The sequence below is a fragment of the Ramlibacter aurantiacus genome (assembly GCF_016722895.1).
Taxonomy (GTDB): Bacteria; Pseudomonadota; Gammaproteobacteria; order Burkholderiales; family Burkholderiaceae_C; genus Ramlibacter; species Ramlibacter aurantiacus.
This window is the reverse complement of record NZ_JAEQNA010000001.1, coordinates 1666931-1681574: the sequence shown is the minus strand read 5'-3', so window position 1 is coordinate 1681574 and position 14644 is coordinate 1666931. Positions and strand designations below refer to the sequence as shown.

At 70.0% G+C, this 14644-nt stretch carries 14 protein-coding genes; 11 read left to right on the top strand and 3 right to left on the bottom strand.

Features of this window, described 5'->3' with window-relative positions; all coding sequences use genetic code 11:
- The 4 genes from JI739_RS07870 to JI739_RS07855 form a co-directional block, all read left to right on the top strand.
- Positions 1-418 (top strand): FAD-dependent monooxygenase (locus JI739_RS07870; protein ID WP_201683240.1); only part of this gene is annotated, 418 nt, incomplete at its 5' end.
- Complete coding sequence (gene fahA / locus JI739_RS07865; protein ID WP_201683239.1) at positions 415-1770, top strand: fumarylacetoacetase; 1356 nt, start codon at positions 415-417, stop codon at positions 1768-1770. The genes JI739_RS07870 and fahA, both read left to right, overlap by 4 nt.
- A gap of 51 nt (positions 1771-1821) precedes the next feature.
- On the top strand, positions 1822-2829 hold the full coding sequence (locus JI739_RS07860; protein ID WP_201683238.1) for a Bug family tripartite tricarboxylate transporter substrate binding protein: 1008 nt from the start codon (positions 1822-1824) through the stop codon (positions 2827-2829).
- Between the two features lie 104 nt (positions 2830-2933).
- Positions 2934-3854, top strand: coding sequence for a LysR family transcriptional regulator (locus tag JI739_RS07855; RefSeq protein ID WP_201683237.1), 921 nt, complete (start codon positions 2934-2936; stop codon positions 3852-3854).
- Position 3855: 1 nt separating this feature from the next.
- On the opposite strand, the gene JI739_RS07850 is transcribed toward JI739_RS07855, so the two are convergent.
- Positions 3856-4839, bottom strand: a complete 984-nt coding sequence (locus tag JI739_RS07850) for a Bug family tripartite tricarboxylate transporter substrate binding protein (RefSeq protein ID WP_201683236.1) — start codon at positions 4837-4839, stop codon at positions 3856-3858.
- 247 nt (positions 4840-5086) lie between these two features.
- Between JI739_RS07850 and JI739_RS07845 the strand changes: the two genes are divergently transcribed.
- A complete protein-coding gene (locus JI739_RS07845) occupies positions 5087-5578 on the top strand; it encodes a hypothetical protein (protein ID WP_201683235.1) in 492 nt (163 codons plus the stop codon).
- Positions 5579-5634: 56 nt separating this feature from the next.
- Here the strand turns inward: JI739_RS07845 and JI739_RS07840 are convergent, their stop codons facing one another.
- Both JI739_RS07840 and JI739_RS07835 read right to left on the bottom strand, forming a co-directional pair.
- Entirely contained in the window at positions 5635-5988 is a 354-nt protein-coding gene (locus JI739_RS07840; protein ID WP_201683234.1) for a DUF3147 family protein, read from the bottom strand.
- Between the two features lie 30 nt (positions 5989-6018).
- Entirely contained in the window at positions 6019-6960 is a 942-nt protein-coding gene (locus JI739_RS07835) for a LysR family transcriptional regulator (protein ID WP_201683342.1), read from the bottom strand.
- A 143-nt stretch (positions 6961-7103) separates the two neighbouring features.
- On the opposite strand from JI739_RS07835, the gene JI739_RS07830 reads away from it, so the two are divergent.
- From JI739_RS07830 to pcaB, 6 genes are all read left to right on the top strand, one after another.
- Positions 7104-8075, top strand: coding sequence for a Bug family tripartite tricarboxylate transporter substrate binding protein (locus JI739_RS07830; RefSeq protein WP_201683233.1), 972 nt, complete (start codon positions 7104-7106; stop codon positions 8073-8075).
- A 141-nt stretch (positions 8076-8216) separates the two neighbouring features.
- Entirely contained in the window at positions 8217-10250 is a 2034-nt protein-coding gene (locus JI739_RS07825; RefSeq protein ID WP_201683232.1) for a 4-oxalomesaconate tautomerase, read from the top strand.
- An 8-nt stretch (positions 10251-10258) separates the two neighbouring features.
- The gene (locus JI739_RS07820; protein WP_201683231.1) at positions 10259-11119 is read left to right on the top strand and encodes an HTD2 family dehydratase; all 861 of its coding nucleotides are present in this window, start codon (positions 10259-10261) and stop codon (positions 11117-11119) included.
- Between the two features lie 28 nt (positions 11120-11147).
- Positions 11148-12341 carry a CaiB/BaiF CoA transferase family protein gene (locus tag JI739_RS07815; protein WP_201683230.1) on the top strand — a complete coding sequence of 398 codons (1194 nt, stop codon included), beginning with the start codon at positions 11148-11150 and terminating at the stop codon, positions 12339-12341.
- A gap of 11 nt (positions 12342-12352) precedes the next feature.
- Positions 12353-13180 (top strand): HpcH/HpaI aldolase/citrate lyase family protein, encoded by an 828-nt coding sequence (locus JI739_RS07810; RefSeq protein WP_201683229.1) that lies wholly within the window; start codon positions 12353-12355, stop codon positions 13178-13180.
- A gap of 33 nt (positions 13181-13213) precedes the next feature.
- Entirely contained in the window at positions 13214-14569 is a 1356-nt protein-coding gene (gene pcaB, locus JI739_RS07805) for a 3-carboxy-cis,cis-muconate cycloisomerase (protein ID WP_201683228.1), read from the top strand.
- Positions 14570-14644 lie beyond the last annotated feature (75 nt).

Sequence of the window (14644 nt, the reverse complement as noted above, 5' to 3'; positions counted from 1 at the left end):
GCAGACCCTGATCCGCGCCATCGACACGCCTTACCGCTGGGCCCTGATGGTGCGCGAGACGCTCACGCGCTGGAGCTTCGGGCGCGTCACGCTGCTGGGTGACGCGTGCCACCCGACGCTGCCCTTCCTGGCGCAGGGCGCGGTGATGGCGCTGGAAGACGGGCTGGTGCTGGCGCGCTGCCTGGACGAGTGGCGCAGCGACCCGGTGAAGGCGCTGCAGCGCTACGAAGCCGCGCGGGTCGAGCGCACCAGCCGCATCGTGGACGGCTCGGCCGGCAACGCCAAGCGCTTCCACAACCCGCAGCTGGCCCATGCCGAAGGCGCGGCGAAGTACGTGGACGAGCAATGGAGCGAAGACCGCGTGAAAGAGCGCTACGAGTGGCTGTTCGAGTACAAGGCCGATACGGTGAACCTATGAGCGCGATCCCATTGAACGCAACCCACGATCCCGCGCGTCGCAGCTGGCTGGCCTTGGCCAACGGCGCCGACGCGGACTTTCCGATCCAGAACCTGCCGCTGGGCATGTTCAGCCTGCCCGCCGAGGGCGAGGGCTCGCCGCCGCGACCCGGTGTCGCCATCGGCGACCAGGTGGTCGACCTGCGCGGCCTCGACGCCGCGGGCCTGCTCACGGGCGAGGCGGCACGCGCGGTGCGCGCCGTGGCGCCGACCGACCCAGGGCTCAATGCCTTGATGGCGCTGGGCAACGGGCCTGCCTCGGCCCTGCGGGCGCAGCTCTCGGAGCTGCTTCGCGAAGGCGGTGCCAGCGGCCTGCGCGAGCGCGCCGCCACCTTGCTGCATGCGCAGTCGGCCGTGCGCATGCACCTGCCCTGCCGCATCGGCGACTACACCGACTTCCTCACCTCCTACCCCCACACCGAGCGGCACGGCCGCTTCAAGGGTCTGGCCGATCCGGTGAGCCCGGTGTTCCACTCGCTGCCGGTGGCCTACCACGGCCGTGCCTCGTCGATCCGCGTGTCGGGCACGCCGGTGCGGCGCCCCAACGGGCAGTGGAAGGCGGCCGACGGCAGCGTGCAGTTCGGCGCGGTGGAAGCGATGGACTTCGAACTCGAACTCGCGGCCCTGGTGGGCGCCGGCACCACGCTGGGCCAGCCCGTGCCGCTGGACCGGGCCGGTGACCACATCTTCGGCTACGTGCTGTTGAACGACTGGTCGGCCAAGTCGGTGCAGTGGTGGGAGCAGATGCTCGGCCCCTTCCTGGGCAAGAGCTTCATGAGCAGCATCTCGCCCTGGATCGTCACCGCCGAGGCCCTGGCGCCGTTCGCCTCGCGCGCCCCCGCGCGCCGGCCCGGCACGCCGCCGCTGCTGCCCTACCTGCACAGCGCGGGCGACCGCGAGCACGGCGGGCTCGACATCGCGATGGAAGCCTGGCTGTCCACGCAGGCGCTGCGCGAGTCCGGAGCCGGCCCGGTGCGCCTGGCCGCCACGCACTTGTCCAACCTGGCCTGGACCTTCGGGCAGATGTTCACGCACCACTGCTCGAACGGCTGCGACCTGAACCCCGGCGACCTCATGGGCAGCGGCACGGTGTCCGGAGAAGCCGACGAGCAGCGCGCCTGCCTGACCGAGATCGCCAGCGCCGGCCGCGAGCCGCTGCGCCTGCCCAACGGCGAAGAGCGGCGCTGGCTGCACGATGGCGACGAGGTGATCCTGCGCGCGCGCGCCGCCGCGGCTGGTCGCGTGTCCATCGGCTTCGGCCCCTGCGCCGGCCGCGTGCTGCCGGCGCTGCCATATCCGTTGCCCCGGAGCTGAAGGTCCATGGCCAACCGGCGAACCCACCCAGAACCACATCAGGAGACTTGAATGAAGCACAACGACCACCCCCTGCTCCAGCGCCGACAGCTGCTGGCCCTGGCCGCGACCGCCGCCCTGGGCGGCGTGCCCGCCGCCGTGCAAGCCCAGGCGGGCGCCGGCACCTGGCCCGACAAGCCGCTGCGCATGTTCGTCGGCTATGCCGCGGGCAGCGGCATCGACACCACCGCGCGGCAGCTGGCGCGCCAGCTCGAACTCGTGTCGGGGCAGCCGGTGGTGGTGGAAAACCGCGCCGGCGCGCTGGGCAACCTCGCCGCGCAGGCCGTCGCCAATGCCAAGGGCGACCCCCACACGCTGCTGTTCACGCCCAACTCCACGCACGCAGCCAACACCCACCTCTTCAAGAAGCTGCCCTTCGACCCGGTGAAGGACTTCACGCCGGTCAGCAGCGTGGCCACGCTGGGCTTCGTGCTGGTGTGCGACCCCCAGGTGGTCCAGGCCACCACCGTGCAGCAGCTGGTCGCCACCATCAAGAAGGAGCCGGGCAAGTGGGCCTACGGCACCGGCAACGCCACCGGCCTGGTGGCCGGTGCGATGTTCAAGACCCAGACCGGCACCGACCTGCTGGCCGTGCCCTACAAGAGCGTGCCGCCGGCCATCGCCGACCTGCTGGGAGGCCGCGTGCAGATGGTGTTCGCCGATGCGACCCTGGCAATCCCGCTGGTGCGCTCGGGCAAGCTGCGCGCCCTGGCGGTCACCGGCTCGCGTCGCATGGCGGCGCTGCCGGATGTGCCCACCATGATCGAGTCGGGCGTGCCCAACTACGACCTGACCGGCTGGTTCGCCGTGTTCCAGCCGGCCGGCGTGGCGCCCGAGCACAACGCCCGCATGGCATCGCTGGTGCAGCAGGTGCTGCGCGATCCCAAGTTCGGCGAGTCGCTGCGCAACATCGGCGCCGAACCCGAGTCGTCCACGCCCGCCCAGCTGGCGCAGCGCGTGGCCACCGACACCGAGCGTTGGGGCAGGCTGGTCAAGCTGGCGGGCATCGAGCCCGAGTGACCCACCCGCGCCGCCCGCGCTGCGGCGGCGGGCCCAGGTCGACGCGTGCTTGACGAGCCTGGAGTGGGCGCGACGTATCATCGCGCCCACTCCCGGGTCCGCCCATGAACCTGAACGTTAACCTGCGCCAACTCAAGGCATTTCTCGGCGTGGCCGAGACCTGCAATTTCACCAAGGCCGCGCAGCAGCAGCACCTGAGCCAGGCCGCGCTGTCGGCCAGCATCCGCGAGCTCGAAACGCAGCTGCGCTGCCGCCTCTTCGAGCGCACCACGCGCAGCGTCGAACTCACCGCCGCCGGCCGCGAGTTCCTGCCGGTCGCCCAGCAGGTCGTCGCGCTGCTGGATTCGTCCGCGGCCCAGCTGCAGCGCATGGGGCAGTCCGGTGTCTCGCGACTGCGCCTGGGCTTCACGCCCATCCTGGCGTCCAACGTCGTGCCCGGCCTGCTCGAGGAATTCCAGCGGCGCGCGCCCATGGTGCAGGTCGACCTGGTGGATGCCGGGCCGGCCGAGCTGCTCGAACAGGTGGAGGCCGACCGGCTGGACGCCGCCTTCGGGGCCTTCTTCCAGAAGCGTTCCGGCCTGGCGCAGACGCAGATCGCGCCGGCCACGTTGATGCTGGTGTACTCGGACCAGTTCTCGGCGATCGGCGACCGCATCGAGTGGCGGCAGGTGTTCGACTATCCGCTGATCGCCCTGACGGACCGAAGCCCGATCCAGCAACTGGTGCGTGACAAGGCGCGCCAGGAGGGGGCGGAGATCCGCTCGCCGATGGTGGTCAACCAGCTCGACACCGCGATGGGCATGGTCGAGCGCGGCTTCGGCGTGGCGGTGTTCCCGTCCTTCGCGCAGGCCGCGTGGCGGCGCTATGCGGTGCGGGCCAGCGAGATCTACCCGGCGGTGAGCATCGACTACTTCCGGATCATGAAGGCCGGCAAGGAACCGGGCCCGGCGGTGGAGGCCATCACGCAGCTGCTCATGCAGCAGCTGCACCACCCGGCGCCCAGCGAGCGGGCGCCCTCGGCATGAGTTACTGAGGCGTCGCCCCGGTCAGCTTGACCACGCCCGTCCACTTGCGCGTTTCTTCGTCGATGAACCTGGCGAACTCGGCCGGCGTGGTGCCTTGCACCTCGACGCCCAGCGACTTCATCTGGGCGGCCACGTCAGGCATGCGCAGCGCCTTCACCACCTCGGCGTTCAGGCGCTGGATGATCGGCTCGGGCGTGCCGGCCGGCGCGACCACGCCACTCCAGAAGTCCGCCGACACCGACTTGAAGCCGGACTCGGCCACGGTGGGCACGTCGGGCGCGAAGGGGGTGCGCTTGTCGCTGAGCACCGCGAGCGTACGGGCCCGGCCCGTCTGCACGGCCTTGTCCGTGGTGCCCACGGCATCGACGGTGAAGGTGGTCTCGCCCGCGGCCACCGCGGTGATGGCCAGTGCGCCGCCCTTGTACGGGATGTGCCGGCCCTTCAGGCCCAGCGTCTCGAGCAGCAGTGCGCTGGTGAGGTGGCCCACCGAGCCGATGCCGGCCGACGAGTACGTGGTCCCGTCGGGGTACTTCCTGGCGTAGTCGACGAACTCCTTGAGGTTCTTGGCCGGCACCTTGTCGTTGATGATCATCACCTGCGGCCCCCGCGCCACCAGGCTCACGGGCGCGAAGGACTTGGCGGGGTCGTAGGGCAGCTTGTACAGCGAAGGATTCACCGCGAGCGTGCTGCTGCTGCCGTACAGCAGGGTGTAGCCATCGGCCGGTGCGCGTGCCACTTCGGCAGAGCCGATGCTGCCGCCGGCGCCGGCCTTGTTGTCCACGACCACCGGCTGGCCCAGCGCCGTCGAGAGCTTTTGCGCGATGGCGCGCGCGGCGATGTCGGTGGGGCCGCCCGGGCCGAAGGGGACGACCAGGCGAATGGTCCTGGTGGGGTAGGAATCGGCGGTCTGCGCATGGGCGCTGACGGCCACCAGGCCAGCCATTCCCAGCGCCACGGCGCCCAATGCCTTGCGGAGTGTCTCCATGGTGTTCTTCCTCATGTTTTCAGTGAGGCAAGGATGCTAAGCACTCGGCGCCCGTCCCACAAACAAAGATTCCCGATGACTTCACAAGCGATGCGAGTCACTTGGGCGGCGGTACGGGCACGGCTGTGTCTGCGCGGGACGACAGCGGAACAAGGCGGGACGCCCCCTGGCGCGGGCCTGGTTCCTAGGAATGGAACGGCGGCGACTCCTATCGTGGAGTCCTTCACTGGACAAAAGGAGGTTCATCATGAAGGACCCGGACGTCAAGCAGGCGGCGGGCACCGGAGTCGGTGCGGTCGCGGGCGCCGCCGCGGGCGGCGTGGCCGGTGGTGCAGCCGCTGGCGCCGCCGTGGGCGGGATGACCGGCCCGGTGGGTGCGGCCGTGGGCGCAGGCGTGGGCGCAGTCGCCGGCGCGATCATGGGCCGCAAGGCTGTCGATCCCGCGGCCGAGGACACGTACTGGCGCGAGAACTACAGCACCCGCCCCTACGCGCGCAAGGACCTGGACTATGACCACTACAGCCCGGCCTACCGCACCGGCGTCGAGGGCTATTCGCGTTACCCGGGCCGCTCCTTCGACGAGGTCGAACCCGAGCTGCGGAACAACTGGGGCAGCACGCGCGGCCGGTCGTCACTGGAGTGGGAGCACGCCCGGCCTGCGGCCCGCGACGCGTGGGACCGCGTGAGCAACACGGCCGAGCGGGCCATTCCGGGTGATTCCGACAAGGACGGTCGCTGACCTCGAGGCGGGGCAGGGGTCGCAGCCCGCCGTTTCTGCCCCGGCACCGGCTTCGGTCAGGGAAGCAGGTCGATGCCGAACGGCCGCAGCACGGCGGCCAGCACGCCGAAGCACACCAGCGTGATGACGGCCGACGCGAGCAGCGTCGGCCAGAAGCCGATGCGTCCGAGCAGGAACGGAAACAGCAGGAACATGGGCAGCGTGGGCAGCACGTACCAGAACGTGTACCAGGCATGGTTGGCCAGCCGCTCCTGCGGCTGCTTCTCCACATGCAGCCACACGAGCGCGAGCACCGTCACCAGGGGCAGCGCGGCGATCAGCCCGCCGAGGCGATCACTGCGCTTGGCCGCTTCGGACACGGCCACCACGACGGCCGCGGTCAGCAGGTATTTGGTGATGATCCAGGACATGCGCAGGCGATGGGGTGAGGTGACTGCGCGCTAGGACGATCCGCGCGAGCGGCGTGTTGCCACCGCGCCTTTTCGCCTGGCCATCTTCAGTTCGCTGAAGAACGCATAGAGCTGGTCGGCGGTCGCGGACAGGGTTCGGCCCTTGCGGCGGATCAGGCCCACCTTGCGGGTGACCACCGGGTCGACCAGCGGCACGCTCGCCAGCAGCGGATGCTCGGCACCGGGCATGGCGATCGAGGGGACCGCCGCCACGCCGAGGCCGGCTTCCACCAGGCCGAGCATGGTGGTGACATGCTGCGTTTCGTAGATGCTGTGCGGCCGATCGGCAAGGCCGGACAAGGCCTGGTCCAGCAGCAGCCGGTTGCCTGAAGACTTGCTCACCGTGATGTAGTCGTATCGGGCCAGCTCCGACCAGGAGACCTTGCGCTTGCGCGCCAGCTCATGGTCACGGCGGCAGGCGGCGACGAAGCGCTCCTCGATCAGGGGGCTGAACTCGATGTCCGGCTCCTGGCCGCCCACGAAGTTCAGTCCGAAGTCGGCGTCGCCTTCGGCGACGGCGCGCAGGACCTCGTTGGCGCTCGCGTCCAGCACCCTTACGCGCACCTTCGGATAGCGCTCGTGGTAGCGGGAGATCACCTTGGGCATGAAGTAGTAGGCCGCCGACGGCACGCAGGCCACGGTGACTTCCCCCATTCGCGTGGCGGCCACGCCCCGTATGCCCAGCAAGGTCTGGTCCAGGTCGTCCAGCAGCTGCTGCACCTTGCGGTCGAATTCGCGGCCCACGGAGGTGAGGCTCACCTGGCGGGTGGTTCGCTCGAGCAGGCGCACGCCCAGCGCTTCCTCCAGCTTCTCGATGCGCCGGCTGAAGGCGGGTTGCGACACATGCAGGGCGGCCGCCGCCTTGCGGAAGCTGCTGAGTTCGGCGACCGCCCGGAAAGCCTGCAGGTCGTTGAGATTGAAGTTCAGGGCCATCTGCCGTCCAGCCATTGAGTGATCGACAGTTTGCATCAATGCATCGGAAATGAGCAATTCACAGCGACCGGGGAAGAACCGACCATTCGTTCCCAGCCGGTCACGGCCCTCGCGAATTCCGCCCACCCCGTTTGGAGACACTCATGCAGATTGGAAGATTCCTGGCGCTGAACGCCCTCGCCGCCGCCGCCGTGCTGGCCGCCGGCCCTGCCGCAGCAGCCTTTCCCGAGAAGACGATCACCATCGTCGTGCCCACCGCGGCCGGTGGCGGCAACGACGCGATGGCCCGCGTCATCGGCCAGGCCATGTCCGCCAAGCTCAAGCAGTCCATCGTGGTGGACAACAAGGCCGGCGCCAACGGCTCCATCGCCAGCGAGTTCGTGATGCGCGCGCCGGCCGACGGCTACACGCTCATGCTGGGCTACATCGCCACGCATGCGATGAACCCCTCGCTGCAGAAGCTGCGCTATGACCCGGTGAAGGACTTCGAGCCGGTGGGCATGATCGGATCGTCCGCCACGCTGATGGTGGTGAACCCGGGCGTGAAGGCCAAGAACGCGGCCGAGGTCGTGGCCCTCGCCAAGTCCACCCCCGACAAGGTGAGCTATGCCTCCGCCGGCAACGGCACCGCGCCGCATTTCGCCGCGGAGATGTTCAAGTTGTCCACCGGCGCGCCCATGCTGCACGTCCCGTACAAGGGGTCGGCCCCGGCGCTCAACGACACGCTGGGTGGCCAGACGCAGGTGATGTTCCCCAGCCTGTTCACGTCCGTTCCCTACGTGAAGAGCGGCAAGCTCAAGGCCATCGGCGTGGCGGGCAGCAAGCGCTCGGCCCTCCTGCCGGACGTGCCGACGCTGAAGGAGCAGGGCGTCGACAACGTGGACGTGTCGCAGTGGTACGCGCTCTTCGCGCCGGCCAAGACGCCCAAGGCCACGGTGGACCAGCTGAACAAGACCCTCAACGAGGTGCTGAGCGATCCGGCCGTGATCAAGCGGCTGGAAGAGCACGGCCTGGAGGTCACCAAGATGAGCCCGGACCAGCTGCGCACCTACGTGCAGGAGGAGCAGGTCAAGTGGAAGAAGGTGGTTCAGGCCGCCAAGCTGTCCGCCGACTAGGAGTCCGCCCCGACGCGCCTTCGGCGCCTCCCCTCAAGGGGCGCCACCAGCGGCCCGGCCAAGCCGGTTCCGCGGTGGCCCCCGACCGCAGGGTCTGCTTTCATGCGTCGCAGGTGATGCGCAGCATTTTCGAGAACTGAGATGAACCGAGTCCTTCCATGTGTGTTGATGCGCGCGGGCACCTCGCGCGGGCCGTTCTTCCTGAAGGAGTGGCTGCCGCAGGATGAAGAGGCGCGCGACCAGGCGCTGATAGGGGCGATCGGCGCATCCGATCCGCTGCAGCTCGACGGCGTGGGGGGCGGCAGCACCCTGAACAGCAAGGTCGCCATCGTCTCGCGCTCCAGCCGGCCCGGTTGCGACCTCGACTACCTGTTCGCGCAGGTGGGCGTGGGGCATCGCTCGGTGGACACCCGGCCCAACTGCGGCAACATGCTCTCCGGCGTGGCGCCCTTCGCCATCGAGCAGGGGCTGATCCCGGCGCAGGACGGCACGACCCGCGTGCGGGTCCACAACGTCAACACCGGCTCGCGCATCGACGTCACCGTGCGCACTCCCGGCGGGCGGGTGACCTACGACGGCGAGGCCCGCATCGACGGCGTGGCCGGCACGGCCGCGCCCATCCTGCTCAACTTCCTGGACGCCTGGGGAGCCGTCACCGGCCAGGTCTTCCCCACCGGCCGCCGCATCGACACCATCGACGGGGTCGAGGTGACCTGCATCGACGCGGCCATGCCCTTGATGATCGTGCGCGCGGCCGACCTGGGCGTGACCGGCCGCGAGAAGCCCGAGGCGCTCGACGCCGAACCCGCACTGCTGCAGCGCCTGGAAGCCTTGCGGCTGAAAGCCGGCGCGCTGATGGGGCTGGGCGATGTGGCGAACAGCGTCGTCCCCAAGCCCGTGCTGGTCAGCGCGGGCGACACGCCGGACAGCATCACCTCGCGCTACTTCACGCCGCGCCGCTGCCACGCGTCGCACGCCGTGACCGGCGCCATCGGCGTGCTCAGTGCCTTCGCGCTGCCCGGCACGGTGGCCAGCGGCGGCCATCGGCTGCCTGGGCGCTATCCGTTGACCTTGCTGCATCCGGCGGGACGGATCGATGTCGAGGTGGAGCTGGAAGGGCGCGGCGACCAGGCACAGGTCACTTCGGCGGCCTTGGTGCGCACCGCGCGCAAGATCATGCAAGGCGAGATGCACCTGCCCGAGTACGTGTTCTCGCGGCCCGACGAGACGTGCAGGAGCGAGCCCGCCGAAGCGCCGAAGCCCGTCACGCTGATCGTGCCCACCCGGGCCGGCGGCGGCAACGACACCATGGCTCGCCTCATCGCCGCCAGGCTGGCGCCGCTGCTGGGGCAGGAGGTGCTGGTCGACAACCGCGCCGGCGCCAACGGCGCGGTCGCCAGCGAGTTCGTTGCCAAGGCGGCGCCCGATGGCCACACGCTGCTGCTCGGGTACGTCGGCACGCATGCGATGAACCCCGCCCTGCAGAAGCTCGCCTACGACCCCATCGCGGACTTCGTCCCCATCGGCCTCATCGGCTCTTCGCCCACGCTGCTGGTGGCCAACGTGGAAGCCGGCATCGCCGACGTGCACGCCCTGGTGCAACGACTGCGGCAGTCACCCGGCAGCCTGCGCTACGCCTCGGCCGGCGATGGCACGCCGCCGCATTTCGCCGCCGAGCTGTTCCAGCTCAGCACGGGCACGCGCATGGCGTCCCGCACCTCGCAGGGGGCGGCGCCGGCAGTGCTCGACACCATCGACGGCCGCACGCAGCTGATGTTCCCCAGCCTGTTCACGGCCTCGCCCTTCATCGGCGCCGGGACGCTGCGCCCCCTGGCGGTGGCCGGTGCGCAGAGGCTGGCGGCGCTTCCCGATGTGCCCACCCTGGCCGAAGCCGGTGTGCAAGGCGTGGAGGTGACGCAGTGGTATGGCCTCTTCGCGCCCGCCGGCACCCCCGAGCCGGTGGTCGAACGGCTCAACGCCCTGCTCAACCGCGTGCTCCAGGACCCCGAGGTGGTCGCGCGCATGCAGCGCCAGGGGGCGCGGGTGGAGGCCGGGCCGCCGGCCGCGCTGGCCGCACGCGTCGCCGCCGAGCTGCCACGGTGGCAAGGTGTGGTGGCCCAGGGCCGGCTCACCCACCCCGAACCGCGTGTCCTGGCCCTGGAAGAGAGCAACTGAGGAATTCCATGACCCAAGAACTCGACCACCTGCGCGACTGGATCGGCCGGACCGAGACCGTGCGCGACGCCATCTACCCCACGCCCGTGCGCGCCCTCACCGCCACGCTCGATCGGCCCGCGGGCGGTGACGAGCCCGGCGCGGTGCTGCCGCCGCTGTGGCACTGGCTGTACTTCCTGCCCATGCACCGCCAGTCGGAGATCGGCGCCGACGGGCATGCGAAGCGGGGCGGCTTCCTGCCGCCGGTACCGTTGCCGCGGCGCATGTGGGCCGGTGGCCAGTTCGAGTTCCGCGCACCCATCCGGATCGGCGACCGCGTGGTGCGCACCTCGACCATCGACGACGTGACGGTCAAGAGCGGCCGCACGGGCCAGCTGGTGTTCGTGAAGGTGCGGCACGAGCTGCGCTGCAACGACGCCGCCGAGCCGGCGCTCGTCGAATTCCACGACATCGTGTACCGCGAGGCCCAGGCGCCCGACGACGTGCCGCCGCCGCCCCAGGCCGCCCCGGCCGACGCGCCCTGGCGCCGCCGGGTGGAGGCCGACGACGTGCTGCTGTTCCGCTACTCGGCGCTCACCTTCAACGGCCACCGCATCCACTACGACCGCCGCTACGTGACCGAGGTGGAAGGCTATCCCGGCCTCATCGTGCACGGGCCACTGATCGCCACGTTGCTCATGGACCTGCTGCGCCGCGAGATGCCCGAGGCCGAGGTGGCCAGCTTCCGCTTCAAGGCCGTGCGGCCGGTCTTCGACCTGCACGCCTTCCACGTGAACGGGCAGCCGGCCGCCGACGGCAGGAGCGTGCGCCTGTTCGCCTCGGACCACGAGGGCTGGCTGGCCATGGATGCCACCGCCGTCCTGCGTTGAAGCCGGCACACCCATCGGAGAACTCCCCATGCAGCCCCTGCAAGGCCTGACCGTCGTCACCCTGGAACATGCCATCGCGGCGCCCTTCGCCACGCGCCAGCTGGCGGACCTGGGCGCGCGCGTCATCAAGATCGAGCGGCCGGGGTCCGGCGACTTCGCGCGAGGCTACGACGAGCGCGTGCACGGCCTGTCGTCGCACTTCGTCTGGACCAACCGCTCCAAGGAAAGCCTCACGCTGGACGTGAAGCACCCGCAGGCCGCGCGCATCCTGGAGCGGCTGGTGCTGGAGAAGGCGGACGTGCTGGTGCAGAACCTGGCGCCCGGCGCGGCGTCACGCCTGGGCCTGGGCTACGAGCGGCTCGCGCCCCTCAAGCCCGGCCTGATCGTCTGCGACATCTCCGGCTACGGCGACGACCCTGGAAGCCCCGGCCCGTATCGCGACAAGAAGGCCTACGACCTGCTGATCCAGAGCGAATCGGGCTTCGTCTCGGTGACCGGCACCCCCGAGGAGCCGGTCAAGGCCGGCCCGTCGATCGCCGACATCGCCGCGGGCATGTACGCCTACAGCAACATCCTGGCGGCGCTGCTGCAGCGCGGGCGCACGGGGCAGGGCCGGCGCATCGACATCTCCATGCTGGAGGCGCTGGTGGAGTGGACCAGCTTTCCGCTGTACTACGCCTTCGAGGGCGCGCCGCCGCCGCCTCGCACCGGCGCCAGCCACGCCACCATCTACCCCTATGGTTCCTTCCCCGCGGGCGATGGCACCCGCGTGATGCTGGGCCTGCAGAACGAGCGCGAGTGGGTGAGCTTTTGCGACAAGGTGCTGCAGCGGCCGGAGCTGGCGCAGGACCCGCGCTTCACCGCCAACTTCAGGCGCGTGGCCGAGCGCGACGCGCTGCGCCAGATCATCGTCGAGGCCTTCAGCCCGCTCACCGGCGCGCAGGTGGTCGAGCGGCTGGAGGCCGCGCAAATTGCCAACGCGCAGGTCAACACCATGGCCGACGTGTGGGCGCACCCGCAACTGAAGGCCCGCCATCGCTGGACCGAGGTCGGCTCGCCCCAGGGCGTCTTGCCCGCTCTGCTGCCGCCCGGAAGTTGGCAGGAGGAGGGCCCGCGCATGGACCCCATTCCGGCTTTGGGGCAGCACACGGATGCCATCCTGGCCGAGCTGGGTCACGGCCCCGGCGAAATCGCGGCGCTGCGCGAGGCCAAGGCGGTCTGAGGGTGAACACCATGGCCACGCTGATACAGACGGCCCGCAGCTTCCTCTTCGTGCCCGGCACCCGGCCGGACCGTGTCGCCAAGGCGCTGGCCACCGCCGCCGATGCCGTGGTGATCGACTTGGAGGACGCGGTCGCGGCGCCGGACAAGCAGGCTGCACGCGACGCGGTGGCCGGCTGGTTGGCCGGTGCTGGCGCATTTGAACGGGAGCGGGTGGTGGTCCGCATCAACGATGCGAAGACGCCTTGGCATGCGGACGATGTCGCGGCCATGGCTCGCGGCGGTGTCGGCGCGGTCCTCCTGCCGAAGGCGGAGTCGGCGGCGCAGATCGTTCGACTGCGTGAAGCGCTTCCTGGCGTCGTGATCCTGGCGCTGATCGAATCGGCCCGAGGCGTGGCCGACGTCGAGGAGATTGCGGGCGCCGGCGTCGCGCGGCTCGTCTTCGGCACCCTGGACTTCGCGCTCGACCTGGCCCTCGACATCACGGCCGATGCCTCGGGCCTGGCCTACGCCGCCGGCCGCATCGTGCTGGCTTCGCGCGTGGCCGAACTGCCCGCGCCGGTGGCCGGCGTCACGCCGCAGATCACCGACACCGACCGGCTGCTGGCCGACTGGCAGGCGGCGCGGCGGCTGGGATTCGGCGCCAAGCTGTGCATCCACCCGGCGCAGGTGGAGCCCATTCACCGCGCGCTGCGCCCCGACGCGCAGGCCCTCGACTGGGCCCGTCGCGTGCTCGCGGCGGAAGCCGAACGGCCCGGCGCCGCCCAACTCGACGGCCGAATGATCGATCGCCCCGTCGTGCTGCAGGCGCAGCGCACCCTCAGCCTGGCTCGCGACTGAGCCGGATCACCCATTGTTCTGAAAGTCATCACCATGGCAGCCACCATCATCGACTCGCGCATCTTCGGCGACATGTTCAGCGACCGCCGCATGCGCGAGGTCTGGTCCGACGAGAACCGCACCGCCAAGTACCTGGACATCGAGCGCGCCCTGGCCAAGGTGCAGGGCGGGCTGGGCATCATCCCCCAGGAGGCGGCCGACGAGATCGTGCGCAACTGCCACCTCGAGCAGATCGACTGGGCCAAGCTCAAGGCCAAGACCGAGCAGATCGGCTATCCCATCATCGGCATCGTCAACCAGATCAACGAGAACTGCCGCGACGGGCTGGGCGAGTACTGCCACTGGGGCGCGACCACCCAGGACATCACCGACACGGCCTGCGTGCTGCAGATGCGCGAAGGCCTGGCGCTGGTCGAGCAGGACCTGGACGAGATCGCCGACGCCCTGGCCGCGCTCGCGCGCAAGTACCGCGACACGCCGGTCATCGGCCGCTCCAACCTGCAGCAGGCCACGCCCATCACCTTCGGCTACAAGATGGCCAGCATCCTCGCGGGCATCGACCGCCATCGCGAACGCCTGCAGCAACTCAAGCCGCGTGTGCTGATGGGGGAGTTCGGCGGGGCCTCGGGCACGCTGTCGTCGCTGCAGAAAGGCGCGATGGAGACGCAGGCGGCCCTGATGAAAGAGCTGGGGTTGGCACAGCCGCTGATTTCATGGCACACCGTGCGCGACACCATCGCGGAAGTGGGTGCCTTCCTCGGCCTGGTGGGCGGCTCGCTCGGCAAGATCGCGATGGACGTGAAGCTGATGATGCAGACCGAGGTGGCCGAGGTCTTCGAGCCTTACGCCTATGGCCGCGGCTCGTCGTCGACCATGCCGCAAAAGCGCAACCCGATCTCGTGCCTGTACATCCACGCCAACATCTCGGTGGCCCGCCAGCACGTGGCGGCCTTGATGGACGCGATGGTCGCCGACCATGAGCGCTCCACGGGCCCTTGGGAAATCGAATGGGTTTCGCTGCCGGAGATCTTCTGCCTGATCTCGGGTGCGCTGATGCAGACGAAGTTCGTGCTCGAGGGCCTGGAGGTGGATGCCAAGCGCATGCGGGCCAACATCGATCTCACGCATGGGCTGGTGATGTCCGAGGCCGTGATGATGGGCCTGGGCCCGTTCATCGGCCGCGAGGTGGCGCACGACCTGGTGTACGACCTGTGCCGCCAGGCATTGGCCGAGAAGCGGCCGCTGATCGAGGTGCTGTGCGAGACGCCGCAGATCACGCGGCACGTGAGCCGGGGGCAGCTGGAGGCGATGTGCGATCCGGCGAATTACCTGGGACAGGCGGGGGTGATGGTGGATCGGGTGTTGGCGGCGCGCGGGTACGAAGCTTGAAAGCGGGCCGCGCCCGGTGATCTGAATCACGAGCCCCGGGCGGTGGCCACGACCGCCCTCGCAAGGAGGGCCTGG